This is a genomic window from Schlegelella aquatica (assembly GCF_026013905.1).
In the GTDB taxonomy this organism is placed as follows: domain Bacteria; phylum Pseudomonadota; class Gammaproteobacteria; order Burkholderiales; family Burkholderiaceae_C; genus Caldimonas; species Caldimonas aquatica.
On record NZ_CP110257.1, the window covers coordinates 1793594 to 1818522 of the forward strand.

Genomic DNA, 24929 nt, shown 5'->3' on the forward strand with positions numbered 1-24929 from the left:
CCGTGCGATCGCCGCGGCCCGGGCGGCCTCCCACGCCCTCTCCCAGCTCGCCGGCGCCCGCTTCATCGCCGAACCTCCGGCTTGGCCGTCGCGGACACCGCCACCCCGGGCGGCGACAGCTCCGCTGCACGGCGGCGCCCGGCCTTGGGGTCGTCGGGCGTGCGCGGGTCCAACGCATCGCGCAGCGCGTCGCCCGTGAAGGTCAAAAGGAGCAACGTGATGACGAGCACCGCGAAGGTGGACAGCGAGATCCACCAGGCGTCCAGGTTGTTCTTGCCCTGGGCCAGCAGCTCGCCGAGGCTGGGCGTGCCGGGCGGCACACCGAGCCCGAGGAAATCGAGCGACGTGAGCGCGAGGATGGCCGCGCTCATGCGAAACGGCAGGAAGGTCACCACCGGCGTGAGGCTGTTGGGCAGGATGTGCCGCCAGATGATCTGCCAGTTGGACAGTCCCAGCGCCCGGGCCGCCCGGACGTAGTCGAGCTGGCGGTTGCGCAGGAACTCGGCACGCACATAGTCGGACAAGCCCATCCAGCCGAACAGGCTGAGCAGCACGAGCAGCAGCGTGATGCTCGGGCTGAAGAGCGCCGAGAAGATGATGAGCAGGTACAGCTCCGGCATCGCCCCCCAGATCTCGATGAAGCGCTGGAACGCAAGGTCGGTGCGGCCGCCGTAGTAGCCCTGGATGGCCCCCGTCACCACCCCGAGCACCACGCCGATCGCCGTCAGCGCCAAGGCGAAGAGCACCGAGATCCGGAAGCCGTACAGCAGACGCGCCAGCACGTCGCGCCCGCGATCGTCGGTGCCCAGCAGGTTCTGCGACGAAGGCGGCGCGGGGTTCGGCTCGGTGGCGAAGTAGTTGATGGTGCCGTGGTGATACGGATTGGGCGGGTAGACCGCGAAGTTGTCACCCCGCTGGAGCTGCTCGTGGATGAACGGGTCCAGGTAGTCGGTCGGCGTCTCGAAGTCGCCTCCGAACACCGTCTCGGGCGGGTTGTGAATCAACGGGAAGTACCACTGCCCCTCGTACCTCACGACCAGGGGCTTGTCGTTGGACAGCAGCTCCGCGCCGAGGCTCAGCACCACCAGCACGCAGAAGATGACGAAGCTCCAGTAGCCCAGCCGCCGGCGCTTGAAGCGCAGCCACGCGCGACGAGCGGGAGACACGGAAGGGGCCGGGGCGGTCGGGGCAGCGGCTGCCAAGGGGCCCGAGGGCGTTGCGATCGTCATGGCTCCTCAGTCGAACTTGACGCGCGGGTCCACCCACACGTAGCACAGGTCCGAGATCAACTTGGTGACCAGGCCGATCAGGGTGAAAAGGTACAGCGTACCCAGCACCACCGGGTAGTCGCGCCGGATCACGGACTCGTAGCTCAGCAGGCCCAGCCCGTCGAGCGAGAACAGCGTCTCGATGAGCAACGAGCCGGTGAAGAACGCGCCGATGAACGCTGCCGGAAAGCCGGTGACGATGGGAATGAGCGCGTTGCGGAACACGTGCTTCCACAACACGCGCCGCTCCTCCAGCCCCTTCGCGCGGGCCGTGAGCACGTACTGCTTGCGGATCTCCTCGAGGAAGGCGTTCTTGGTCAACATGGTCACGACGGCGAAGCTGCCCAGCACGCTGGCCGTGACCGGCAGCGCGATGTGCCAGAGATAGTCCACCACCTTGCCCCACAGACTCAGCTCCTCCCAGTTCGGCGAGGTGAGCCCGCGCAGCGGGAACCAGGCCAGGAAGCTGCCCCCGCCGAAGAGCACCAACAGCAGCACCCCGAGCACGAACCCCGGGATGGCGTAGCCCACGAGCACCAGGATGCTGGTGACGGTGTCGAAGCGCGAGCCCGCACGCACCGCCTTGGCGATGCCCAGCGGCACCGAGATCAGGTACGTGAGGAAGAAGGTCCACAGGCCCAGGCTGATGGACACCGGCAGCTTCTCCTTGACGAGCTCCCACACGTCCTTGTGGTGGAAGAAGCTGCGCCCGAGGTCGAAGCGGGCGAACGAGACGAGCATCCGCCAGAAGCGCTCGTGCGCCGGCTTGTCGAAACCGTAGAGCGCCTTGATCTCCTCGATCTGCTTCGCATCCACGCCCTGCCGGCCGCGGTAGGCCGCGCCGGCCGCGGCGGCCCCCTCGCCGCCGGTGCTGCGCCCTTGCAGCTGGGCCACCATCTGCTCCACAGGCCCGCCGGGCACGAACTGGATCACGACGAAGGTGACGAGCAGCACCCCCAGCAGCGTGGGGATCATCAGCAACAGGCGCTTGAGGATGTAGGCCCACATGCGACGCCCTCCTTCACCGGTTGCCCGGCGCCGCCCACCAGGTGCTCAGCACCCAGCCTTCGGGCGGGTAGTGACGCGGGATCGTTCGCGGCTGCTCGAAACGGCCGGCCCGGTAGGCAATGCGGTAGGTGCTCGAGTACCAGTGCGGCACCACGTAGTGGCCGAAACGCAGCACCCGGTCCAGCGCGCGCAGCGAGGCCACCAGCTCCGCCCGCGTCGTGGCCGACATCACGTGCTCGATCAGGGCGTCGACCGCGCGGCTCTTCACGCCGATCAGGTTGCTCGACCCCTCGGTGTCCGCCGCCTGGGAGCCGAAGCGGTCGAGCAGTTCGGAACCCGGCGCCTCGGAGCCGCGCAGCCGCAGGCTGATGAGGTCGAAGTCGAACACATCGAGGCGCTTTTGCAGCAGCGCGAAGTCCACCACGCGGTAGCTGGCCTGGATGCCCAGCTTGGCCAGATTGCCGATGTAGGGCGTGACCACGCGCCCCATCGAGGCGGACTCGTCGAGGAACTCCAGCGTGAGTGCCTCGCCCTGCGGGTTGCGCAGCGCCCCGTCACGGTACGTCCACCCCGCCTCGGCGAGCAGTTGCTTGGCGCGCCGCAGGTTGGCGCGCAGGCTGCCCGGCGGACGGGTGCTCGGCGGCTGTGGAACTTCCTGCGTGAACACGGCCGGGTCCAGGTGCGGACGCAGCGGGTCCAGCAGCTTCAACTCGTCCGGCCCCGGCAGCCCCTTGGCTTCGAAGTCGCTGGAGGGAAAGTAGCCGCGCACGCGCGTGTAGGCGTTGTAGAAGAGCTGGCGGTTCATCCACTCGAAATCCATCGCCAGGCCGATGGCTTCACGCACGCGCGGGTCCTTGAACTTCTCGCGCCGCGTGTTGAAGATGAACCCCTGGAAGTCCCCCGCATTGCCGTGGGGCAGCTCGCGTTTGACCAGCTCGCCCGAGGCGAACTTGGGGCCGGTGTACTGCCGCGCCCATTCGCGCGCGATGAAGGCCTGGATGTAGTCGAACTCGCCCGCCTTGAAGCCTTCGAGCTGCGCGGTGTTGTCCTTGTAGATCTGGAAGGTGATGCGGTCGAAGTTGAACATGCCTCGCCGCACGTTGAGGTCGCGGGCCCAGTACTGCGGGTCGCGCACGTAAGTGATGTCACGGCCGAAGTTCACCTTGCCGATCTTGTACGGGCCACTGCCGATGGGGATGTCGGTGACGATCTCGTCGAACGGCTTGCCGGCCCCCCACTTGCGGCTGAACACCGGCATGTCGCCCGCGATCAGGGGCAGCTCCGCGTTGACGCGCTTGAACTCGAAGATCACCGTGCGATCGTCGACCGTCCGCACCCGCTCGATGTCCGAGAAGTAGCTGCGCAACTGCGGCGCGGCCTGCTTGCTCGTCAGCATCTCGAACGAATGCTTCACGTCCTGCGCCAGCACCGGGTCGCCGTTGTGAAAGCGCGCGATGCGACGCAGACGGAACGTCACCGAGCGCCGGTCCGCGGCGACCTCCACGTCCTCGGCCAGCAAGCCGTAGGCGGTGGTCGGCTCATCGAAGTTGCGCGTCAGCAGCGACTCGAACACCAGGCCGTCGAGACCCGGCGGCGCGATGCCTTTCAGCGTGAACGGGTTGTACTTGTCGAAGTTGCTCACCCGGGTGGGCGGCACCAGCACGATCGAGCCGCCCTTGGGCGCGGCCGGATTGACGTAGTCGAAGTGGGCGAAACCCGGCGGGTACTTGATGTCGCCGAACTGGGCATACGCGTGAGCCGCCCAGGCAGGCGCGAGCCCCCCCAGCAGCCCCGCCACGGCGCAGGCTTTCGCGAGCAGACGGATCATGGGGCGATTCTGCACAATTCCGCCCCGTCGTCGACGCGTGCGGCGTCACCAGGCCAGGAAGGCGTCGCGACCCTGCACCACGAGCTGCGTCTTGCGACCCAGCGGCAGCGTGACCTTGGTGGCCACGTGCCCGAACGGCAGGCCGGTGAGGATGGGGCGGTCCACGCGGCGTCGCAGGTACTCCACCACCGTGCGCAGCGAGTAGCCGCGGTCCAGCGGCGACTTGCGGAACTCGGTGAAATGCCCGAGCAGCACGGCCTTCTGCGCCTGCAGCACCCCCGCCTGGGCCAATTGCAGCAGCTGACGCTCGATGCGGTAGGGGTGCTCGTTGACGTCTTCCAGGAAGAGCAGGCCCCCGCGGATCCGGGGCCAATGGGGGGTGCCGAGCAGCGAGGTCAGCACCGTGAGGTTGCCGCCCCACAGCGGCCCGGTCACCTCCAGCCCGTCGAAACCCTCGGCGGTGCGGAAACCCACCGCCTCCAGCTCGCCCCCCATCGCTTCGAGGAAGCAGGCCTCGGTCACCTCGTCGGGGGCCTCCGCGCCGAAGTCGAAGCAGGCCATGGGCCCGGCATACGTCACGAGCTTGGGGTAGCGGGCCAGCAATGCCAGCTGCAAGGCGGTGAAGTCGCTGTGGCCCACCCACCGCGTCCCTTGCTCGATGCTGCGCGCCATCGCCTCGTAGTCGATGGCATCCAGCAAACGGTGCAGGCCGTACCCGCCCCGGCTCGCCATGGCCACGTCGGCTCCGCTGCCCGCCACGCGATGGATGGCCTCCAGTCGGACCTCGTCCTCCCCGGCGAACCGCTGGCGCCGTGCGCGCGCCGAGGCGTCCAGGCTGACCGAGAAGCCCAGCCCCTGCAGACGGGCGGCCGCCCGGCGCAGCGCCGCCGTGTCGGCCACCACCCCCGAGGGCGAGAAGATCGTGAGCCTCCACGGACGGGCATCCGCGGGGTCCAGCCGGTGATCGGGGGGGGTTCGTCGGGTCAAAACTCGGTCTCCGGAGGCAGTTCGCGCACCTCGCCCGTCGGAATCGGGGCGTCGGCTTCCTCGAACATCGAAGGCTGGACCGGCTGGCGACGTGTGCGGTGCAGGGCGCGCCGCTCGGCGAAGAAGTCGCGCAGCAGTCGGCCGCAAGCCTCGGCCATCACGCCGCCCACGATCTGCGTGTGATGGTTCAGCTGAGGCTGCGCGAACAGGTCCACCACCGAGCCGGCCGCACCCGTCTTGGGGTCGTACGCACCGAAAACCACCCGCTTGAAGCGCGCATGCATCAGCGCCATCGCGCACATCGCGCAGGGCTCGAGCGTCACATAGAGCTCGCAGTCGGGCAGCCGGTAGTTGCCCAGCAGTTGCGCCGCATGGCGCAGCGCGACGATCTCGGCATGGGCCGTGGGATCGTGCTCGGTGATCGGGCGGTTGTAGCCCGTGGCGACGACTTGACCGTCGCGCAGGATCACCGCGCCCACGGGCACTTCGCCCACGATCCAGGCGTTGTGCGCCTGGTCGAGTGCCAGGCGCATCGCGTATTCGTCGGTGGGGGTGATGAGCGGGGCCGACGCCATCTCAAGGCTCTGCGCGTGAAGTGGAGGACAGCACCGCCTGGCTCACGTCCCGCTGCAACTGATGCAGTTGCCCCTGGAGGGAAGCGGGTTGCGTGCCGGCCCCGGCCCCGGAGCCCACCGTCATGCTCGGGACAGCCGGTACCGCCACCGAAGTGAGCTGCTTCTTGGCCGCAAGGGCGAGGGCGGCCACCACCACGATCAGAGTTGCGAGACTGAACAAGGCGCGCATGACGCAGATGAAGGAATCCGGGTGGCGATTTTGTAACACCGCCCGGCCGAACTTTCCGCGCCGCCCGTCTGGGACGAACGGCCACCGATCGGCCGGCCTCGCGGCCTCACTCCCACTCGATGATGCCCCCCGAGGGAGACACAGGGCCAACTTGGACATTCACCGTCTGAAACACCGTCTGGACATGACGAGCCGCCTGGGACTCCCCCCACTCCGCCATCACTATAGAGCCTCGCCGACTCCGCCCATGCCTCTGACTATCGGCACCTGATCGCAGGAACGTTCGCGCAATCTTGCTTGAGGCATCGCGGCGAAGTGTCGGATCATCGCTTCGTCCCATCGACGCTCAGCATCGCCAACGCCACCCCATGCACGGTCCCTTCTCGGAGTTCGCCCTGTTGTTGATGATCGGCGCGCTGGCCGGCGCCGCCTTCGTGCGCTTGCGCCAGCCGGTGCTGATCGCCTACATCGTCGTGGGCATCGCGGTGGGACCCGCCGGCTTCGGGCTCGTGTCGGCGCACGACCCGATCGACCTGCTCGCCCAGGTCGGGGTGACGGTGCTGCTCTTCGCGGTGGGGCTGAAGCTGGACCTGCACCACATCCGCCACATCGGGCCTGTGGCGCTGGTCACCGGCCTCGGCCAGCTCGCATTCACCATCGTGATCGGCTTCGCGCTGATCCTGGCGCTGGGCAAGGGCCCGATGGAGGCCTTGTACGTCGCCGTGGCGCTGACCTTCTCCAGCACCATCATCATCGTCAAGCTGCTGTCCGACAAGCGCGAGCTCGACAGCCTGCACGGCCGCGTCGCGGTGGGCTTCCTGATCGTGCAGGACCTGGCGGTCGTGATCGCGATGATGGCGATGAGCGCCCTGCGAGGCGCCGGCAGCGGCGATCCCGGCGGCGACAGCCCGGGCTGGACGGCCGTGGTGTTGTCGCTGGGCTGGCGCCTGGCCGCGGCCGCCGCCGCGATGTGGATGCTGATACGCTGGGTGCTGCCTGCCTTGGTGGCGGCGATGGCGCGCTCGCAGGAACTGCTGCTCGTGTTCGCCGTCGCCTGGGGCGTGGCCCTGGCCGCGCTAGGCGAATGGGCCGGGTTCAGCAAGGAGGCCGGCGCCTTCCTGGCCGGCTTCTCGCTCGCCTCCACCCGCTACCGCGAGGCGATGAACGCCCGCCTGACCGGCATCCGCGACTTCCTGCTGCTGTTCTTCTTCATCGACCTGGGCGCCAGGCTGGAACTCTCGGCGCTGGGCGCCGAAGTGGTGCCGGCGATCGTGCTGTCGCTGTTCGTGCTGATCGGCAATCCGCTGATCGTGATGGCCATCATGGGCTTCATGGGCTACCGGCGGCGCACCGGCTTCATGGCCGGGCTGACAGTGACACAGATCAGCGAGTTCTCCATCGTCTTCGTGGCCATGGGCATCACGCTGGGTCATGTGGGCGTGCAGGCGCTGAGCCTGACCACGCTCGTGGGCCTGGTAACCATCACGGCGTCCACCTACATGATCCTGTACGCACAGCCCCTGTACGAGCGGCTCGCGCCGTGGTTGCGGATCTTCGAGCGCCGTCATCCACAACGCGAAGCCGGCGGCGAGCCGGCCGCCATTGCCGCTCCCGATGCCATCGTCATCGGCCTGGGCCGCTACGGGCGACGGCTGGCGCAGAAGCTGGAGGAAGCAGGCGTGCGGGTGCTCGGTGTAGACTTCGACCCTGAAGTCACGCAGGTGCCTGCACCTGACGGCCTGGATGTGCGATTCGGCGATGCCCAGGATCCCGAGTTCCTCGAGACACTGCCCTTGGCGCGCACACCCTGGGTCGTGAGCACCATGCCCGACCTCGCGTCCAACCGGCTCTTGCTGCATGCCCTCACCGAGCGCGGCTACGGCGGGGATCTTGCCATCGTGGCGCGCGACGATGCCACGGGTGCTGCACTCAAGCGCGCCGGTGTCCCGATCGTGCTCTACCCGGTGCGCAACGCGGTGGACTACGCCGTCGAGCACCTGAGTGAACTCATCCGAGCCGCGCGCCGCACGCCCGACAGGGAGGCCCCATGAATCGTCTTGGCCCGATCCTCGCCGCCACCGACTTCTCTGCCCCGGCCCGCCATGCCGCGCACCGTGCCGCACGCGTGGCGCACGCAACCGGCGCGTCGCTGACGCTGATGCACGTGCTGCCGGGCGGCGCGCTGCAGGAACTTCGCCAATGGCTCGGCACCGGCCACGTCGTGGAGCAGCAACTGAACGACGATGCGCAGCGGGAGCTTCGCGCACTGGCCTCGGAACTCCAGAGGCACCGGCACGTCACCCCGCGGACAGTCCATGTCAGCGGTTCGGTGCTCGACGAAATCAACCATGAGGCCGAGGCGCTGGATGCCGCCTTGCTGGTGCTCGGCGCGCGCGGCGCCGGCTTCCTGCGCCGGCTGGTGCTGGGCACCACGTCCGAACGGTTGCTTCGGCGCACCACGCGGCCCCTGCTGGTGGTGCGGCAGACGCCGCACGAACCCTACCGCCGGGTGCTGGTGGCATTGGATTTCTCACCCTGGTCGGCGCATGCCGTCACGCTGGCGCGCCGGGTGGCGCCGCACGCGAGGCTGCTGCTGTTCAACGCCTACCAGGTGCCGTTCGAGGAGAAGCTGCACTTCGCCGGCGTCGATGCCGCGACCATCGACCGCTACCGAAAACAGGCCCGCGCCAATGCCACCCAGCGGGTGCATGCGCTGGCCGCCGCCAGTGGCCTCAAGTCCGGCGACTGGGAGCCCTGCATCGTCGAAGGGGATGCCTCGCAGCGCATCGTCGAACACGAGCAGGAGAAGGACTGTGACCTGGTCGTGCTCGGCAAGCACGGCCAGTCGGCCACCGAAGACCTGCTGCTGGGCAGCGTCAGCAAGCACGTGCTCGCTGAAGGCAGCACCGATGTGCTGGTCTCCACGGTGCGCGAGGCATGACGTGGCCGTCGGGACCACTGCTGCGCACGCTCGGCTGTCTGGCGCTGGCGGCACTCGTGTACGGGAGTGCCCCGCCGCCTGACGCACTGCGTGCCGGGCTGGCGCTGTTCGTGCTGATCGGTGCCCTGTGGATGACGCAGGCGCTGCACCTGAGCGTCACCGCCATGCTGGTGCCGCTGCTTGCGGTGCTGGCTGGGCTGATGGACCTGCGGACGGCGCTGGCGTCGTTCGCGCACCCGATCATCTTCCTGTTCCTGGGCGGGTTCGCGCTGGCTGCGGCCCTGCAGCGCCAGGGCCTGGACCGGGCCCTGGCCGTAGCCGTTCTGCGACTGGCCGCAGGTCGACGCGACGCCGCCGTGGCGCTCCTGTTCGCCCTGACGGCGCTGCTTTCGATGTGGATCAGCAACACGGCGACGGCCGCGATGATGCTGCCGCTGGCGCGGGGCTTGCTGCAAGACGATGACGGTCCTGCCGAGCGTGCCTTCGTGCTGCTGGGCGTGGCCTACAGCGCCAGCATCGGGGGCATCGGGACTCTGGTGGGCAGCCCGCCGAACGCCATCGCAGCGGCCCAGGCCGGCATCGGCTTTGCCGAGTGGATGCGCGCCGGCATGCCCTTGGTGCTGCTGTTGCTGCCGCTGATGGTCGGCGTGCTCTTCCTGATGCTGCGGCCCCGGTTGGGCGCCCAAGCGGCGATTCCCGCAGAGGACGCACCGTCGTTGCCATGGACCCGTGCGCAGCGCATCACCCTGGTCGTGTTCGGCCTAACGGCCGTGGGCTGGATCGGCGCGGCACCGCTGGGCAGAGTACTGGGCATCGCGGCGGACATCGACAGCGCCATCGCCCTGGCGGCGATCGTCGCCCTGGTGGCCAGCGGCGCCATCGGCTGGCCCGACATCGAACAGCGCACCCAGTGGGGTGTGTTGCTGCTCTTCGGTGGCGGACTGGCGCTGAGCGAGGTGATGGCCAGCAGCGGCGCCAGCCGGTTCATGGCCGGCGCGCTGACCGCAGCGCTGCAGGATGCGCCGACGCTGCTGTTGCTGCTGGGCCTGGTGGCCTTCGTCGTCTTCCTGACCGAACTGGTCAGCAACACGGCATCGGCCGCATTGCTGGTGCCGATCTTCATGGGCGTGGCAGCGTCGCTGGGTTTGCCACCGCCACTGTTCGCCGCAGCCATCGCGGTGTCGGCGTCCTGCGCGTTCATGCTGCCGGTGGCCACCCCGCCGAATGCCATCGTCTACGCCACCGAAGAGGTGCCGCAGGCGACGATGATGCGCTGCGGTCTGGTGCTGAACGGCGTGTGCATCGTCGTCATCACCGCCGTGGCGGCCTGGGTGTTCACGTGATGGACCTGCCGGCCCTCGGCACGATGGTCGGCGGGCTGGGCCTGTTCCTGCTCGGCATGGGCCTGATGACCGATGGCCTGAAACTGGCCGCAGGCCCTGCCCTGCACCGGATCCTGGCCGGCGCCACGCGCACGCGGGTCCACGCGCTGGGTTCCGGGCTGCTGGTCACGGCCCTGGTGCAGTCGTCCAGCGCGGTCACCGTGGCGGCGATCGGCTTCGTGAACGCCGGCCTGCTCGCACTCGGTCCGGCGCTGTGGGTGCTGTTCGGCGCCAACGTGGGCACCACGATGACGGGCTGGGTCGTCGCGCTGGTCGGCCTGAAGTTCAAGGTCGAGCTGCTGGCGATGCCGCTGGCCGGCCTGGGTGCGCTGTTGCGCCTGACCGGCGAGGATCGGCGCAGCGGCGCCATCGGCACCGCGCTCGCAGGCTTCGGGCTGCTGTTCATGGGCATCGCCCTGCTGCAGCAGGCCTTCGCCGGGCTGGCCGGCCAGATCAGCATGCCGCAAGGCGACGGGCCGCTCGGCGTGCTGGCGCAACTCGGCATCGGCGCGCTGATGACGGTACTCATGCAGTCCTCCAGCGCGGCCATGGCGATCACCCTCACCGCCGCACAGGGCGGGTTGATCGGCCCCCAGGGTGCGGCGGCCGTGGTCATCGGCGCCAACGTCGGCACCACGGTGACGGCCTTGCTGGCGGCCATCGGAGCGACGCCGAACGCCCGCCGCGCTGCATCGGCGCACGTGGTCTTCAATCTAGGCACCGGGGTGGTCGCGCTGCTGCTCCTGCCCTGGCTCATCGGGGTGTTGGGCCGGGCACGAGAAGCACTCGGTCTGCCGCCCGACCCTGCCACACAGCTGGCCCTGTTCCACACCACCTTCAACCTGATCGGCGTGCTGCTGATGTGGCCGCTGGCGCAGCGGCTGACGCGCTGGCTGCAGAAGCGTTTTCGCGCGCGCGAGGAAGACGAGGCCCAGCCGCAGTTCCTTGACGACACCGTGCTCGCCGTGCCCACGCTGGCGCTCGACGCGCTTTCACGCGAGGTGGCACGAGCCGGGCAGGTCGCTCTGCGCATGACCGGAAGCGCCTTGGCCGGCGCGGATGCGGCCGCACTGAAGGCCGATCACACGATCCTGGCGAGCCTCGACGGCGCGATCGAACGCTTTGTGGAGCGTCTGCGCAGTGCATCGATGTCGCAGGCGGCCAGTGCACGGCTGGCCGAGCTGCTGCGCATCGAGCGGTACCACGAAGCCGCTGCCGAACAGGCCATGGCCGCCGCCACGCTGCCCTCGCTGGGGCCGGTCGACGAACGCCTAGCCGCCGCGGCGACCGCGTTTGCCGAAGCAGCCGAGGGTTTGCTTCGTCGCTGCGATCCGGCCGCGCCGGTGGATCTGGCTGGCCTCGACGCCGACCTGGGCATGATGGAGGCCCGCTACGAAGACCTCAAGGCGCAATTGCTGGCCGCCGGTGCCGACGCTCGCCTGGCACTGGCCGACATGGAGCAGGCATTGCGCCGGTGCAGTGCGCTGCGCCGGGCCGCCCAGCAACTTCATAAGGCACGGCGGCGGATCGCCGGAGGAGGAACCCCATCAGACTGACCTTCATCGGCGCCACGCAGGGTCTTGAGTTCCAGCTCTGTGAGCGAGCGGGCCCGAGAAGGGTTCGCGCCGACCGACTCGCCCAGGCGTCGTACGACCGACATGTGGGCCTCACCGATACCGGCACCCGATACCGTGGACCGTCTGACGGCACGTTGCGAGCAACTTCAGCGTGGCAGCCCAAAGCCCGTCATGGATACCGTCATTTGGCCGTCGTCGACGACGAACGTCGATGAACCGGTCTGAGTTCGAACCCTTGTCACGTCAAGATTCTGCGATCCGCCGAACGTCGCCTGACGCTGTCGAGCCATTCTGGCTCACTCCCACTCGATCGTGGCCGGCGGCTTGGACGACACGTCGTAGGTCACGCGGTTGATGCCGCGCACCTCGTTGATGATGCGGCTGGAGACGCGCTTGAGCAGGCCGTAGGGCAACTCGGCCCAATCGGCCGTCATGAAGTCGCTCGTCTGCACGGCGCGCAAGGCCACCACGTAGTCGTAGGTGCGGCCGTCGCCCATCACGCCCACGCTCTTGACGGGCAGGAAGACGGCGAAGGCCTGGCTCGTGAGGTCGTACCAGCTCTTGCCGCTGGCCGTGTCCACTGTGTTGCGCAGCTCCTCGATGAAGATCGCGTCGGCCCGGCGCAGCAGGTCGGCGTACTCGCGCTTGACCTCGCCCAGGATGCGCACCCCGAGCCCCGGCCCGGGGAACGGATGGCGGTAGACCATCTCGTGCGGCAGACCGAGCGCGACGCCCAGCTCGCGCACCTCGTCCTTGAAGAGCTCGCGCAGCGGCTCCAGCAGCTTGAGGCCCAGCGTCTCGGGCAGGCCGCCGACGTTGTGGTGGCTCTTGATCGTGGTGGCCTTGCCGGTCTTGGCGCCGGCCGACTCGATCACGTCCGGATAGATGGTGCCCTGGGCGAGCCATTTCGCGCGGGTGAGCTTCTTCGCCTCGGCCTGGAACACCTCAACGAACTCCCGCCCGATGATCTTGCGTTTGGCTTCGGGGTCGGTCACGCCCTGGAGGTGCCCCATGAACTGCTCGCTCGCGTCCACGTGCACCACCTTGACGCCCAGGTTACGCGCGAACATGTCCATCACCATCTGGCCTTCGTTCAGGCGCAAGAGGCCGTGGTCGACGAACACGCAGGTGAGCTGGTCGCCGATGGCGCGGTGGATGAGCGCCGCGGCCACGCTCGAATCGACGCCGCCGGACAGGCCGAGGATCACCTCCTCGTCGCCGACCTGCGCGCGGATCTTCTCGACCGCCTCGGCGATGTAGTCGCCCATCACCCAGTCGGGCCTGGCGCCGCAGATCTGCAGCACGAAGCGGTTGAGGATGTCGCGGCCCTTGAGGGTGTGCGTGACCTCGGGGTGGAACTGCACGCCGTAGAAGCGGCGCGCTTCGTCCGCCATGCCGGCGATCGGGCACGACGGCGTCGAGGCCATCAGCTTGAAGCCCGGCGGCAGCACGGTGACCTTGTCGCCGTGGCTCATCCACACCTTGAGCATGCCGTGGCCCTCGGCGGTCGAGAAGTCCTCGATCGCCTCGAGCAGCTTGGTGTGGCCGTGCGCGCGCACTTCGGCATAGCCGAACTCGCGGTGGTCGCTCCACTCCACCTTGCCGCCGAGCTGCTCGGCCATCGTCTGCATGCCGTAGCAGATGCCCAGCACCGGCACCCCGAGCTCGAACACCACCTGCGGCGCGCGCAGCTCGTGCGACTCGTAGGTGCTCGCATGGCTGCCCGACAGGATCACGCCTTTGGGGTTGAACTCCCGGATGAAGGCCTCGCCCACGTCGTTGGGGTGGATCTCGCAATACACATGCGCCTCGCGCACGCGCCGGGCGATCAGCTGCGTGACCTGGGAGCCGAAGTCGAGGATGAGGATCTTGTCGTGCACGGGGTGGTCCTGTCCTGAGAAATGCAAAAGGCAGCACCGGGTGCTGCCTGGTTGCGTCGCGAGGGTGGCGTTACTCGACGCGGTAGTTGGGCGCTTCCTTCGTGATCTGTACGTCGTGGACGTGGCTCTCGCGGATGCCCGCCGAGGTGATCTCCACGAACTCGGCCTTGCTGCGCATCTCCTCGATCGTCGCGCAGCCGCAGTAGCCCATCGCCGCGCGCAAGCCGCCGGCCATCTGGAACAAGATGGCCACGACCGAGCCCTTGTACGGCACGCGGCCTTCGATGCCCTCGGGCACGAGCTTGTCCGCATTCGGATTGGCGGCCTCGTCGTTCTCCTGGAAGTAGCGGTCCGCGGAGCCGGCCTTCATCGCGCCGATCGAGCCCATGCCCCGGTAGCTCTTGTAGCTGCGGCCCTGGTACAGGATCACCTCGCCGGGGGCTTCCTCGGTACCGGCGAACATGCCGCCCATCATCACCGCGTGGGCGCCGGCCGCGATGGCCTTGGCGATGTCGCCGGAGTAGCGCACGCCGCCATCGGCGATCAGCGGCACGCCGGTGCCGGCCAGTGCCTTCGCCACGTTGTCGATCGCGGTGATCTGCGGCACGCCGACGCCCGCGACGATGCGGGTGGTGCAGATGGAACCCGGGCCGATGCCGACCTTGACCGCGTCGGCGCCCGCTTCGACCAGCGCAAGCGCGGCCGCGCCGGTCGCGATGTTGCCGCCGATCACGTCCACCTGCGGGTAGTGCTGCTTGACCCAGCGCACGCGGTCCAGCACGCCCTTGCTGTGGCCGTGGGCGGTGTCCACCACGATCACGTCGACCCCCGCCTTGACGAGCACGTCCACGCGCTCTTCGGTGCCCTCGCCGACACCCACCGCGGCACCGACGCGCAACTTACCGTGGGGATCGCGCGCCGCGTTCGGGAAGTTGGTTTGTTTGGTGATGTCCTTGACGGTCATCAGGCCGCGCAGCTCGAAGGCGTCGTTGACCACCAGCACACGCTCGAGCTTGTGCTTGTGCATCAGGGCCTTGCCTTCTTCGAGCGAGGCGCCTTCCTTGACGGTGATGAGCCGCTCGCGCGGCGTCATGATCTCGCGCACCGGCAGGTCCAGCCGCGTCTCGAAGCGCAGGTCCCGCCCGGTGACGATGCCGACCACCGTCTTGCCTTCCAGCACCGGGAAACCCGAGACGCCGTGCTGCTGCGACAGCTCCTTCACCGCGCGCACGGGCATGTCGGGCGTGATGGTGATGGGGTCGCGCAGCACGCCCGACTCGTAGCGCTTGACCTTGGCCACCTCGGCCGCCTGCGCCTTGGGGGGCAGGTTCTTGTGAACGATGCCGATGCCGCCCTCTTGTGCGATGGCGATCGCCAGACGGGATTCCGTCACCGTGTCCATCGCGGCGGACACGAGCGGCAGGTTCAGGGTGATATTGCGGGAGAGGCGGGTCGCGAGGGAGGTGTCGCGAGGCAAGACTTGGGAGAACGCCGGCACCAACAACACGTCGTCGAAGGTGAGCGCTTTACCGAGCAGGCGCATTGGGAAGCTCCAGACGCAAAAGCGGATTATACGGAAGTGACCCCGCTGACGCAGGCGCTCCCGCAGGCTCCGTCTGCGTGCGCAGGCCGGGCTGCGCCCTGTCGGGTGCGGCACGCTGCGGTGCCCATCGCGGTCGCAACACGGCTCGCGAAACCGTGCCATTGATCACGCTCGCCGCCCGTCTGGAAACGGTACCCTTCGTGGTCGCTGCCCCCGCCGCTACACTGCGCCGCCATGAAAAACGTCTCACCTCGCCTGCGCGCCTGGCTCGCCCTGCTGATCGGCCTCGCGGTGAGCCTGCCGGCCGCCGCGCAATGGAAGTGGCGCGATGCCAACGGCAAGGTGCAGTACAGCGACCGGCCGCCGCCCGCCTCGGTGCCCGAGAAGGACATCCTGCAGCGCCCGAACGGAACGCTGCGCGTCGCTGCGCCGGCGCCCGTCGCCTCGGCCGCCGAGGGCAACGCCCCCGCCAAGCCGGCCGCGCCCGCGGTGGACAAGGAACTCGAGGCACGCAAGAAGAAGGAAGAGCAGGAGAAGGAAGCCAAGCGGCGCGCCGAGGAGGAGAAGCTCGCCAAGGCGCGGGCCGAGAACTGCGCCCGTGCCCGCAGCTACCTTCAGTCCCTGGAAAGCGGCATGAGGATCGCCCGCACCAACGACAAGGGCGAGCGAGAGATCCTGGACGACGCGGCCCGCGCGAAGGAAACCGAGCGCACGCGTCAGGTGATCGCCAGCGACTGCAAGTAGCCCCGCCGCACAGCGAGCCTGATGCGCCGCCCGCTCACCGCGAGCGCGGCCGCTTGTCCTTGTGCTGCCGGTAGCGCAAGCGCCGCGCCTCTTTCGGGTCCACCACCAGCGGCCGGTAGATCTCGACGCGGTCACGTTCCCGCAGCGCGCTGTCGAGCGGCTGCACACGTCCCCAGACCCCCACGCCGTGCGATTGAAGGTCGATCTCGGGGTGCCGTTCGAGCACGCCGCTGGCCCTCAGGGCGTGCAGCACGGTCGAACCTTCGGCGAGGTCGAGTTCCACGTGGTCGACCTGGCCAGGCCCGGGGGCGTAGAGCACCTCGACGCGCATCTTCAACGCGCTCCGTACACCTGCTCGGCCCGTTTGACGAACGAGTCGACCAGCGTGTTGGCGATGCGGTCGAACACCGGGCTCACGATGGCCTGGAGCGTCGCGCTCGAGAAGGCGTACCGCAGGTCGAGCTCGACCTTGCAGGCTGGCGGGCTGCCAGGCGCGCTGAGCGGCACGAAGCGCCACTCGCCTTCGAGCAGCGAGAACGGGCCATCCACGAGCGTGACCACGACGCTTTGCCCCGCCACGTGGGTGTTGCGGGTGGTGAAGGCATGATGCAAACCGGCGTAGCGCAGCGTGAGGCGTGCCGTCATCTGATCGCCCGACTCCTCCAGCACCTCGGCCTTCTCACACCACGGCAGGAAGCTCGGATAGTCCCTCACGCGCGTCACGAGCTCGTACATCTCCTGCGCCGAGTACCAGAGCAGAACCGACTTCTTGACGTGCTTCATAGAATGCACGGATTGTAGTGAGCGACTTCGCCCTCACCTTGCCGCCATGTCCATCGCAGAAAACCGCAAAGCCCGTTTCAACTACCTGATCGAGGAACGCTTCGAGGCGGGCATCGTGCTGGAAGGCTGGGAGGTCAAGGCCATCCGCGCCGGCCAGGTGCAGCTGACCGACGGCTACGTCGTCATCAAGGACGGCGAGCTGTTCCTGATCGGCTGCCGCATCAACGCCCTGCGCACCGCCTCCACCCATGTGCGCCCGGAGGCCGATCGCACCAAGAAGCTCCTGATGCACAAGGACCAGATCCGGCGCCTGGTCGGCAAGGTCGAGCAGAAGGGCTACACCCTGGTGCCGCTCGACCTGCATTACAAGGGCGGCCGGGTGAAGGCCGAGATCGCGCTGGCCAAGGGCAAGCAGTTGCACGACAAGCGCGAGACCGAGAAAAAGCGCGACTGGGAACGCGAAAAGGGCCGGCTGATGAGACACAAAGTCTCATCCAACCCGAAGGGTTGAGCGTCGAAGACGCGGAGGACCTTTGGGCGAACGCCAAAAGGGCCGGCTGATGAGACACAAAGTCTCATCCAATCCGAAGGGTTGAGCGTCGAGGACGGGGACGCCGCCGGGGGCTCAGTCGGTCCCTAGCGCGGCCAGGGCCTGCTCCAGATCGGCGATCAGGTCCTCCGTGCGCTCGAGTCCGATGGCCAGGCGCACGAGCGCCCCGTTCCACCGCGGCGCGATGCTGCGCATGGCGCTCAGGCGGTACGGCACGGCCAGGCTCACGGGGCCGGCCCAGGAGTAGCCGAGCCGGAACACTCGCAGGGCGTCCACGAATCGCTCGACGGCCGGCCATTCGTGACGCTCGTGGAAGACCAGCGACACCAGGGCTGCGGCGCCCTTGCACAGCGCACGCCAATGCTCGTGGCCGGGGCTGGCGGCGAGCGCCGGGTGGAGCACCTGCACGATCTCGGGCCGGCTCTCGGCCCAGCGGGCGATGCGCCGGGCGCTCTCGTCCTGCGCTCGATAGCGCAGCGCGAGGCTCGGCAGGCCGCGCAGTACCAGCTCGGCGTCGTTCGCCCCGACGCCGATGCCGAAGCGGCTGTGCGTCATCATCAGCTGCTCGTGCAACGCCCGCTCCACGGTGGTGATGGAGCCCATCAGCACGTCGCCGCCGCCAGAGGGGTACTTGGTGAGTGCCTGGATGGCGACGTCCACGCCCAGGCCCTCCCCCAAGTCGAAGGGACGGAACGCGATGCCCGCCCCCCAAGTGTTGTCGAGTGCGACGGTCACGCCCCGCTCGCGCGCCGCGCGCACCAGCCCGCGCAGGTCGGGGAACTCCAACGTGACCGAACCGGCCGCCTCGACCCACAGCAGTCGGGTGCGCTCGGTGATCACGGCCGCCAGCGCTTCGGCGCCCCCCATCGGATCGTAGATGCGGTGGCCGATACCGTAGCGGGCGAGTTCGTGCATCGCGAGCTCGCGGCTGGGCCCGTACACGTTGTCGGGCAGCAGAACCTCGTCACCGGATCGCAGCAGCGAGAGGTTGACCAGCATGATGGCCTGCAGGCCGCTGCTGGTCAGCAGCGTGTGGCGGCCGCCTTCGAGCGTCGCGATGCGCTCCTCCAGGGTGAAGGTGGTCGGAGTGCCGTGCAAGCCGTAGGTGTAGGCCGACTTGTCCTTCCAGCTGCGCGAGCGCATCGCCGCGACATTGGGGAAGAACACCGTCGAACCCTTGTGCACGCCGATCGCGGGCGACTCGAAGCCCTCCGGCGGACGGTACGGGTGATGGATGAGGTCCGTGCTGGGGTCGTGGCTCATGGGTCTCCCTTCGGGTTGCCTTGCACACCGCCCGCACGGGGTGGCGAGGCGCTGTCGTCCAGTGGCCGGGCGGCCGTGCCGGCCGTCACACCGGCACGGCGATCAGGTCGTGGCCCTCGGCGGCGACGATGCGGGCCTTGGTGAACTCGCCGACCTTCAAGGTCTTGGACGCCTTCTCCGGCGGCAGGAGCTTCACGACCCCGTCGATCTCCGGTGCATCGGCGTAGCTGCGCCCCACCCCGCCCTTGCGGCCCAAGGCCGGTGCGGAATCGACCAGCACCTGCATCGTGGCGCCGACCCGGCGCTGGAGCCTGGCGGTCGAAACCGCCTCGGCCACCGCCATGAAACGCGCCCTGCGCTCCTCGCGCACCTCGTCGGGCAGTGCACCCGGCAGGCCGTTGGCGGCAGCGCCTCGCACCGGCGAGTAAGCGAAGCAGCCGGCGCGGTCGATCTGGGCCTCGCGCATGAAATCGAGCAGGTACTGGAACTCGGCTTCGGTTTCGCCGGGGAAGCCGGCGATGAAGGTGCTGCGGATGACGATCTCGGGGCAGATCTCCCGCCAGCGCTGAATGCGTTCGAGGTTCTTCTCGCCGTCGGCGGGACGCTTCATCCGCTTGAGCACGTCGGGGTGAGCGTGCTGGAACGGAACGTCCAGATACGGCAGCACCTTGCCTTCGGCCATCAGGGGGACGATCTCGTCGACATGGGGGTACGGGTAGACGTAGTGCAGCCGCACCCAGGCACCATGGCGCTCGGCCAGATCGCCCAGAGCATGGACCAGATCCAGCATCCGCGTGCGCACCGGCCGGCCGTTCCAGAACCCGGTGCGGTACTTCACGTCCACGCCGTAGGCGCTGGTGTCCTGGCTGATGACGAGCAGCTCCTTGACGCCCGCCTCCAAGAGCCGCTGCGCCTCGCCCAGCACCTCGCCGATGGGCCGCGAGACCAGATCGCCCCGCATCGAGGGGATGATGCAGAAGGTGCAGCGGTGGTTGCAGCCCTCGCTGATCTTGAGATAGGCATAGTGCTTGGGCGTGAGCTTCACGCCGGTCGGGGGCACCAGGTCCACGAACGGATCATGCGGCTTGGGCACGTGCCGGTGGACGGCGTCCATCACCTCCTGCGTGGCGTGCGGGCCGGTGACGGCCAAAACCTTGGGGTGCACCTGGCGAACGAGGTTCTCGCCGCTCTCACCCGTCCTGGCGCCCAGGCACCCCGTGACGATGACCTTTCCGTTCTCGGCCAGTGCCTCGCCGATGGTGTCGAGGCTTTCCTTCACCGCGTCGTCGATGAAGCCGCAGGTGTTGACGATGACGAGATCCGCACCCTGGAAGGTCTTGGACGTCTCGTAGCCTTCTGCACGCAGCTGGGTGAGGATCAGCTCGGAGTCGGTGAGCGCCTTCGGGCAGCCCAGGCTGACGAAGCCGATACGGGGTGCGGCAGCCCCGTCGCCGGGCAACTGGGCGACCGTCGGAGTGTCGTAGGAGGTCGAGGACATGATCCCCGGATTTTCGCCGATCCGGGGCCCTGCCGCCCTCGAAGCGGCAGGGGGCCCGCCTAGCGCTTGTTCGCGCCGGGGAAGCCGCCGAACCCGGGCATGAGGGATTCGGCCTGCTTCTGCATCTGCTCCTGCATCTGCACGAAGATGTTCTTCGACTGCTCGAGGTAGTTCGTCATCAGGCCTTGCATCATCGGCGCCTGGACCTTCATGAACTGCGTCCAGAGCTCCGGGCTGAAGCTCTTCGGGTCGTACATGCCCTTGGACTGCTCGGCGAACCGGTTCTGCATCTCGATGAAGGCCTGGATGTTCTTCTCGAGATAGGAACCCATCAACCCCTGCATGGTGTGCCCGTAGAAGCGGATGATCTGCGCCAGCATGTTCGTCGAGAACATCGGCACCCCGCCCGTCTCTTCCTCGAGGATGATCTGCAGCAGGATGCTGCGGGTGATGTCCTCGTTGGTCTTGGCATCCCGCACGACGAACTCCTGGCCGTCGAGGACCATCTTCTTGACGTCGGCCAAGGTGATGTAGCTGCTCGTCTGCGTGTCGTAGAGGCGCCGGTTGGGGTACTTCTTGAGGGTGCGAATGGCGTGCGATGGGGCCTCGTCGCCCGTGTGATCGCATTTCGCTTGGGCCATGAATCTTCTCCAGCAGGTGCGCCGCACAGGCGCACAGCTCATTGATTCTAGGTGGGGGCGCGGCGGCGGCTGCCCGAGGGTTTCCCCAGGGGAATGAGCGGCCCCCGGCAGGAAACGAGCCCCGATTCCATCGGTTCAGGGCAACGTCCATTCCCGCCCTTGCGCAGGCCCGCGCACGGCAGTGAGGAACCATCCTGACGCGCATGGCCTCCATGTTCCCTGTGCCGGCTCTCGATGTTGCCCAGGGGGTTCGGCGACACGGGCTCGCGAACGGCGGTCCCCTTCGCCTTCATGGCCTCCACAATCCACCCGTTCCCACCAGCAAAAGGACCACCGGCGTGCCGCCGACCACCACCGATGATCCCGACACCACAGCCCCTTGGCATGCCCTGAGTGTCGAGGAGGCGCTTCGTCGCTGTGGCACCGATCCGCAGCACGGGCTGGATGCGCAGGCCGCCCTGCGCCTCCTCGCGCAGTACGGGCCCAACGCCCTGCCCGAACCGCCGCCCCGGCCCCTTTGGCGGACCTTCGCGCGCCAGTTCAAGAGCCCGCTGATCTACATCCTGTTTGCAGCGTCCGTGCTGGCGGTCGCGCTCGGCCACCGTGGCGACGCCGGTGTGATCCTCGCGGTCGTGCTGGTCAACGCGATGATCGGCACCTTCCAGGAGGGTCGGGCCGAGCGGTCGATGGCCGCCTTGCGGCGGCTGTCGACCCTGCACGTTCGCGTGCGGCGCGGTGGAGTGGAACATTCGGTGCAGGCCGCCGAGCTCGTGCCCGGCGACCTGATGCTGCTGTCGGCCGGCGATGCGGTGGCGGCCGACGCGAGGCTGCTGGAGGACGCGCAGTTGCAGGTGGCCGAGGCGGCCCTGACCGGCGAATCGGTCCCGGTCAGCAAGTCCTCCACGGCCGTCCCCGAGGCCACCGGCCTCGCCGACCGACGCGACATGGTGTATGCGGGCACGCACGTCACGGCCGGTCGGGCGGTCGCACTGGTCATCGCCACCGGCGAGCGCACGGAGGTCGGCCGCATTGCCCGCCTGACCGAACACGCCGACGAGCCCAAGACACCGCTGGAGCGGCGGCTCGACCAGTTCGGCCGGGCACTCGTCGCAGCAGCGCTGGGCCTGTTCGTGCTGGTGGTGCTGCTCGGGATGTGGCGCTCGCTGCCCCTGCCCGACGTGCTGATGGTCGCGATCAGCCAGATGGTTTCGATGGTCCCCGAGGGCCTGCCGGTGGCGATGACGATCGCGCTGGCCGTCGGCATGCAACGCATGGCCGAGCGAGGCGCCCTCATCCGCCGTCTCTCGGCCGTCGAGACGCTCGGGTCGACGACCGTCATCTGCAGTGACAAGACCGGCACGTTGACCCGCAACGAGATCACGGCCGTCGAGCTCTGGCTGCCGGCGCCGGGCGGGCCCGGCCGTCGCATCACCGTGGGCGGCATCGGCTACGCGCCGCAAGGCGAGCTGCTCGAGGAAGGTCGGCCGGCGGATACGAGCGAGCCGTCACTGCACGACCTGCTTGCCGCGGCGGCCCTGTGCAACGATGCCGAACTCGCGCCCCCGGAGGAGGAACGCGCGGCCTGGACGGTACTGGGAGACCCGACGGAAGGAGCGCTCCTCGTCCTTGCGGCCAAGGCGGGCATCGATCTCGCCGCGCTGCGCGAGCAGTCGCCCCGTGAAACGGAGCTGCCGTTCGACTCCGACGCCAAGCTGATGGCCACGCGCCACCGTCTGCCGGGTGCGTGCCACACGGTGATGGTCAAAGGCGCACCGGAGGCCGTGCTGAGGCTGGCCAAGGGCATGCACCACGACACCTTGGCCGCGGCCCGGGCGGCCTCCGAGGCGATGGCCTCGCGGGCGCTGCGCGTACTGGCCTTCGGCTCGGTGGACGACGGCGAGCTCGACCCGGCCCAAGGGTTCGACGCCCTGGCGGGACGGGTACGCCTGCTTGGCCTCGTCGGCCAGATCGACCCGCCTCGCGAGGAGGTGAAGGCCGCCGTCGCTGAGTGTCGCCGGGCGGGCATCCGGCCGGTGATGGTGACCGGCGACCACAAGCTCACGGGGCTGGCCATCGCCCGGGAACTGGGCATCGCGAGGCCCGGCGATCGCGCGGTGGACGGCATGGAGCTGGAGCGCATGGGCGAAGCAGAGCTGCGCGACGAGTTGCCGTCGATCGCCGTGTTCGCACGCGTGCAGCCCGCTCAGAAGCTGCGCATCGTCGAAGCACTGCAAGCGCGCGGCGAGGTGGTCGCAATGACCGGCGACGGCGTCAACGACGCCCCCGCCCTCGCTCGGGCCGACGTCGGGGTGGCCATGGGCGTGACGGGCACCGAGGTGGCCAAGAGCGCATCCAAGATCGTGGTCACCGATGACAACTTCGCCACCATCGTCGCGGCCGTCGAGCAGGGTCGGGTCGTCTACAACAACGTCAAGAAGGTGGTGCTCTACCTGTTTGCCACCTCGATGGCGGAAGTGCTGGTGCTGCTGCTGGCGTTGCTCGGCGGCTTTCCACTGCCGCTGGCGGCCGTCCAGATCCTGTGGATCAACATCGTCACGGAGGGCACGGTCACCGTGAACCTGGTGATGGACCCGCCGGAAGGCGACGAGATGCGACGCCGCCCCGTCTCGAGGGACGACCGCTTGTTGGGCAAGGACATGCTGCAGCGCATTGCGCTGATGACCCCGACGATCGCGGCCGTCACCTTCGGCTGGTTTGCATGGCGGCTGTCGCAGGGGGTCCCCGAGGCCCTGGTGCGCACCGAGACCTTCACGGTGCTGGCCATGTGTCAGTGGTTCAACGTGCTGAACTGCCAGTCGGCGACCGCCTCTGCCCTCGGGCCGCGGTTGTTGCGCAACCCATGGCTTGCCGGCGGACTGGCGTTGAGCGTCGGCCTGCAGATCGCCGTCCTCTATGCTCCGGCCATGAACACCCTCTTCCACACCGTGCCGTTACCACCGGCCTCGCTCATCCCTTTGGCGGCTTTGGCGAGCCTCGTACTGTGGGTGGAAGAAGCACGCAAGCTCCTGGTAGGCGCGACGCGCCCGAGGGGGGCATGACGATGGCGTGGGTGATCGCGCAATTCGCGCTGTGCGCCGCACTCATCGCAGTGGCGGGATACGTGCTGAGCGTGAGCGCCGACCGCCTCGCCGACACCTACGGCTGGGGCCGAGGCTGGGTGGGCCTCGCCTTGCTCGCCACCGTCACATCGCTGCCCGAGCTGGCCTGCGGCATCAGCGCCGTCGTGTGGGTGGACGCGCCGAACCTCGCGGTCGGCAACGTCCTCGGGGCCTGCGTGTTCAATCTCCTGTTCCTGGCCGTCGTCGATCTGCTCCAGCGCTACGAGCCGATGTACCGGCAAGCCAGTGCTTCACATCTGCTCGCTGCTGCTTTCGGGGTCGTGATGCTGGGATTCGTCGTGATCAGCCTGATGCTCGGTGCGCGGGCCCCCGTGGCGTTCAACCTCGGGCTGTACAGCCCTGTGCTGCTGGCGCTGTATCTGCTCGGTCTGCGGTGCGTGTTCGCCCACGAGGGTGCTCGCTCCACTCCAACCGGCCGCGGCACGCGCACCTCCCCCACACGCGACCTGCGACGTTTCGGCGCCGCCGCGCTCGTGGTGCTGGCTGCGGGCAGCTGGCTTCCCAACCTGGCCGACGAACTGGCGACTCAGCTGGGCTGGAGCCGCAGCTTCGTGGGCACCCTGTTCATGGCTGTCGTCACGACGCTGCCCGAGGTCGCCGTCACGCTCTCGGCGCTGCGGCTGGGGGCCTTGGACATGGCCATTGGCAACCTGCTGGGCAGCAATCTGTTCAATCTGATCATCCTGGCCGTGGACGACCTGTTCTACCTGCGCGGCCCCCTGCTGGCGGACGCATCGCCCGTGCACGTGGGCACCTCGGGAGCCGCCGTGATGATGACGGGCCTGGTGATCGTGGGCCTGGTGATGCGGCCGCGGGGCCGCGTGCTCCGCTCGGTCAGCTGGATCAGCGTGGGGCTCCTGGCGGCCTACGGACTGAACGCAACCTTCGTCTTCTTGCACGGAGCGTGAGCCGTCGCCACTGCCGTCGCTTTCGGCGGCAGTGCGAGCAAGAAGCAGAAAGCCCCGGCAGCCAAGGGCCCCGGGGCTTCGGAATTTGGTAGGCGCGATTGGACTCGAACCAACGACCCCCACCATGTCAAGGTGGTGCTCTAACCAGCTGAGCTACGCGCCTGCGAAAGCTGAAACTATAGCA

The 24929-nt window shown here is 68.5% G+C and carries 21 protein-coding genes and 1 tRNA gene; 8 read left to right on the top strand and 14 right to left on the bottom strand.

The genetic code is table 11. The features are described from left to right. Positions 1–62 precede the first annotated feature (62 nt). The 6 genes from OMP39_RS08110 to OMP39_RS08135 are packed head-to-tail and all read right to left on the bottom strand — an operon-like array spanning position 63 to position 5895. Entirely contained in the window at positions 63–1229 is a 1167-nt protein-coding gene (locus OMP39_RS08110) for an ABC transporter permease (protein ID WP_264891251.1), read from the bottom strand. Between the two features lie 6 nt (positions 1230–1235). After that, complete coding sequence (locus OMP39_RS08115; protein WP_264891252.1) at positions 1236–2276, bottom strand: microcin C ABC transporter permease YejB; 1041 nt, start codon at positions 2274–2276, stop codon at positions 1236–1238. Positions 2277–2289: 13 nt separating this feature from the next. Beyond that, the gene (locus OMP39_RS08120) at positions 2290–4104 is read right to left on the bottom strand and encodes an extracellular solute-binding protein (RefSeq protein ID WP_264891253.1); all 1815 of its coding nucleotides are present in this window, start codon (positions 4102–4104) and stop codon (positions 2290–2292) included. A gap of 45 nt (positions 4105–4149) precedes the next feature. Further along, on the bottom strand, positions 4150–5091 hold the full coding sequence (locus tag OMP39_RS08125) for an LD-carboxypeptidase (RefSeq protein WP_264891254.1): 942 nt from the start codon (positions 5089–5091) through the stop codon (positions 4150–4152). After that, complete coding sequence (gene tadA / locus OMP39_RS08130) at positions 5088–5666, bottom strand: tRNA adenosine(34) deaminase TadA (protein WP_264891255.1); 579 nt, start codon at positions 5664–5666, stop codon at positions 5088–5090. The genes OMP39_RS08125 and tadA overlap by 4 nt, the downstream gene beginning before the upstream one ends. A gap of 1 nt (position 5667) precedes the next feature. After that, positions 5668–5895, bottom strand: coding sequence for a hypothetical protein (locus tag OMP39_RS08135; protein WP_264891256.1), 228 nt, complete (start codon positions 5893–5895; stop codon positions 5668–5670). A 368-nt stretch (positions 5896–6263) separates the two neighbouring features. On the opposite strand from OMP39_RS08135, the gene OMP39_RS08140 reads away from it, so the two are divergent. From OMP39_RS08140 to OMP39_RS08155, 4 genes are read left to right on the top strand one after another with little or no spacing between them, the layout of a single operon-like run. Next, the gene (locus OMP39_RS08140; RefSeq protein ID WP_264891257.1) at positions 6264–7946 is read left to right on the top strand and encodes a cation:proton antiporter; all 1683 of its coding nucleotides are present in this window, start codon (positions 6264–6266) and stop codon (positions 7944–7946) included. Beyond that, entirely contained in the window at positions 7943–8836 is an 894-nt protein-coding gene (locus OMP39_RS08145; protein WP_264891258.1) for a universal stress protein, read from the top strand. The genes OMP39_RS08140 and OMP39_RS08145 overlap by 4 nt, the downstream gene beginning before the upstream one ends. Beyond that, the gene (locus OMP39_RS08150) at positions 8833–10179 is read left to right on the top strand and encodes an SLC13 family permease (protein ID WP_264891259.1); all 1347 of its coding nucleotides are present in this window, start codon (positions 8833–8835) and stop codon (positions 10177–10179) included. The genes OMP39_RS08145 and OMP39_RS08150 overlap by 4 nt, the downstream gene beginning before the upstream one ends. Continuing rightward, entirely contained in the window at positions 10134–11774 is a 1641-nt protein-coding gene (locus OMP39_RS08155) for a Na/Pi cotransporter family protein (protein ID WP_264891260.1), read from the top strand. The genes OMP39_RS08150 and OMP39_RS08155 overlap by 46 nt, the downstream gene beginning before the upstream one ends. Positions 11775–12091: 317 nt before the next feature. Here OMP39_RS08155 and guaA read toward each other — a convergent pair whose 3' ends face one another. Next, complete coding sequence (guaA, locus tag OMP39_RS08160; RefSeq protein ID WP_264891261.1) at positions 12092–13675, bottom strand: glutamine-hydrolyzing GMP synthase; 1584 nt, start codon at positions 13673–13675, stop codon at positions 12092–12094. A 70-nt stretch (positions 13676–13745) separates the two neighbouring features. Further along, on the bottom strand, positions 13746–15218 hold the full coding sequence (gene guaB / locus OMP39_RS08165; RefSeq protein WP_264891262.1) for an IMP dehydrogenase: 1473 nt from the start codon (positions 15216–15218) through the stop codon (positions 13746–13748). A 234-nt stretch (positions 15219–15452) separates the two neighbouring features. Between guaB and OMP39_RS08170 the strand changes: the two genes are divergently transcribed. Continuing rightward, a complete protein-coding gene (locus OMP39_RS08170; protein ID WP_264891263.1) occupies positions 15453–15962 on the top strand; it encodes a DUF4124 domain-containing protein in 510 nt (169 codons plus the stop codon). 34 nt (positions 15963–15996) lie between these two features. On the opposite strand, the gene OMP39_RS08175 is transcribed toward OMP39_RS08170, so the two are convergent. Both OMP39_RS08175 and OMP39_RS08180 read right to left on the bottom strand, forming a co-directional pair. Continuing rightward, positions 15997–16293 (bottom strand): RnfH family protein, encoded by a 297-nt coding sequence (locus OMP39_RS08175; RefSeq protein ID WP_264894494.1) that lies wholly within the window; start codon positions 16291–16293, stop codon positions 15997–15999. 2 nt (positions 16294–16295) lie between these two features. Beyond that, positions 16296–16745 (bottom strand): type II toxin-antitoxin system RatA family toxin, encoded by a 450-nt coding sequence (locus tag OMP39_RS08180; protein WP_264891264.1) that lies wholly within the window; start codon positions 16743–16745, stop codon positions 16296–16298. Positions 16746–16791: 46 nt separating this feature from the next. Between OMP39_RS08180 and smpB the strand changes: the two genes are divergently transcribed. Beyond that, complete coding sequence (gene smpB, locus OMP39_RS08185) at positions 16792–17256, top strand: SsrA-binding protein SmpB (RefSeq protein ID WP_264891265.1); 465 nt, start codon at positions 16792–16794, stop codon at positions 17254–17256. A gap of 114 nt (positions 17257–17370) precedes the next feature. Here smpB and OMP39_RS08190 read toward each other — a convergent pair whose 3' ends face one another. From OMP39_RS08190 to phaR, 3 genes are all read right to left on the bottom strand, one after another. Then, complete coding sequence (locus tag OMP39_RS08190) at positions 17371–18558, bottom strand: PLP-dependent transferase (RefSeq protein ID WP_264891266.1); 1188 nt, start codon at positions 18556–18558, stop codon at positions 17371–17373. A gap of 85 nt (positions 18559–18643) precedes the next feature. Further along, the gene (gene rimO, locus OMP39_RS08195) at positions 18644–20056 is read right to left on the bottom strand and encodes a 30S ribosomal protein S12 methylthiotransferase RimO (protein ID WP_264891267.1); all 1413 of its coding nucleotides are present in this window, start codon (positions 20054–20056) and stop codon (positions 18644–18646) included. A 59-nt stretch (positions 20057–20115) separates the two neighbouring features. Next, complete coding sequence (gene phaR / locus OMP39_RS08200; protein ID WP_264891268.1) at positions 20116–20697, bottom strand: polyhydroxyalkanoate synthesis repressor PhaR; 582 nt, start codon at positions 20695–20697, stop codon at positions 20116–20118. 338 nt (positions 20698–21035) lie between these two features. Between phaR and OMP39_RS08205 the strand changes: the two genes are divergently transcribed. Together OMP39_RS08205 and OMP39_RS08210 are read left to right on the top strand one after the other, a co-directional pair. Then, positions 21036–23756: a cation-translocating P-type ATPase gene (locus OMP39_RS08205; protein ID WP_264891269.1), complete on the top strand. Its 2721-nt coding sequence runs from the start codon at positions 21036–21038 to the stop codon at positions 23754–23756. Then, positions 23753–24745 (top strand): sodium:calcium antiporter, encoded by a 993-nt coding sequence (locus tag OMP39_RS08210; protein WP_264891270.1) that lies wholly within the window; start codon positions 23753–23755, stop codon positions 24743–24745. Before OMP39_RS08205 ends, OMP39_RS08210 begins: the two co-directional genes overlap by 4 nt. Before the next feature lie 86 nt (positions 24746–24831). On the opposite strand, the gene OMP39_RS08215 is transcribed toward OMP39_RS08210, so the two are convergent. Next, positions 24832–24908: transfer RNA gene (locus OMP39_RS08215), tRNA-Val, on the bottom strand. Between the last annotated feature and the right edge of the window lie 21 nt (positions 24909–24929).

What these genes read in the sequence shown, in the direction of transcription:
- OMP39_RS08110 (WP_264891251.1), bottom strand. Translation starts at nt 1,229, where the DNA reads ATGACGATCGCAACGCCCTCGGGCCCCTTGGCAGCCGCTGCCCCGACC.
- OMP39_RS08115 (WP_264891252.1), bottom strand. Translation starts at nt 2,276, where the DNA reads ATGTGGGCCTACATCCTCAAGCGCCTGTTGCTGATGATCCCCACGCTG.
- OMP39_RS08120 (WP_264891253.1), bottom strand. Translation starts at nt 4,104, where the DNA reads ATGATCCGTCTGCTCGCGAAAGCCTGCGCCGTGGCGGGGCTGCTGGGG.
- tadA (WP_264891255.1), bottom strand. Translation starts at nt 5,666, where the DNA reads ATGGCGTCGGCCCCGCTCATCACCCCCACCGACGAATACGCGATGCGC.
- OMP39_RS08135 (WP_264891256.1), bottom strand. Translation starts at nt 5,895, where the DNA reads ATGCGCGCCTTGTTCAGTCTCGCAACTCTGATCGTGGTGGTGGCCGCC.
- OMP39_RS08140 (WP_264891257.1), top strand. Translation starts at nt 6,264, where the DNA reads ATGCACGGTCCCTTCTCGGAGTTCGCCCTGTTGTTGATGATCGGCGCG.
- OMP39_RS08145 (WP_264891258.1), top strand. Translation starts at nt 7,943, where the DNA reads ATGAATCGTCTTGGCCCGATCCTCGCCGCCACCGACTTCTCTGCCCCG.
- OMP39_RS08150 (WP_264891259.1), top strand. Translation starts at nt 8,833, where the DNA reads ATGACGTGGCCGTCGGGACCACTGCTGCGCACGCTCGGCTGTCTGGCG.
- guaB (WP_264891262.1), bottom strand. Translation starts at nt 15,218, where the DNA reads ATGCGCCTGCTCGGTAAAGCGCTCACCTTCGACGACGTGTTGTTGGTG.
- OMP39_RS08170 (WP_264891263.1), top strand. Translation starts at nt 15,453, where the DNA reads ATGAAAAACGTCTCACCTCGCCTGCGCGCCTGGCTCGCCCTGCTGATC.
- OMP39_RS08175 (WP_264894494.1), bottom strand. Translation starts at nt 16,293, where the DNA reads ATGCGCGTCGAGGTGCTCTACGCCCCCGGGCCTGGCCAGGTCGACCAC.
- OMP39_RS08180 (WP_264891264.1), bottom strand. Translation starts at nt 16,745, where the DNA reads ATGAAGCACGTCAAGAAGTCGGTTCTGCTCTGGTACTCGGCGCAGGAG.
- smpB (WP_264891265.1), top strand. Translation starts at nt 16,792, where the DNA reads ATGTCCATCGCAGAAAACCGCAAAGCCCGTTTCAACTACCTGATCGAG.
- OMP39_RS08190 (WP_264891266.1), bottom strand. Translation starts at nt 18,558, where the DNA reads ATGAGCCACGACCCCAGCACGGACCTCATCCATCACCCGTACCGTCCG.
- rimO (WP_264891267.1), bottom strand. Translation starts at nt 20,056, where the DNA reads ATGTCCTCGACCTCCTACGACACTCCGACGGTCGCCCAGTTGCCCGGC.
- phaR (WP_264891268.1), bottom strand. Translation starts at nt 20,697, where the DNA reads ATGGCCCAAGCGAAATGCGATCACACGGGCGACGAGGCCCCATCGCAC.
- OMP39_RS08210 (WP_264891270.1), top strand. Translation starts at nt 23,753, where the DNA reads ATGACGATGGCGTGGGTGATCGCGCAATTCGCGCTGTGCGCCGCACTC.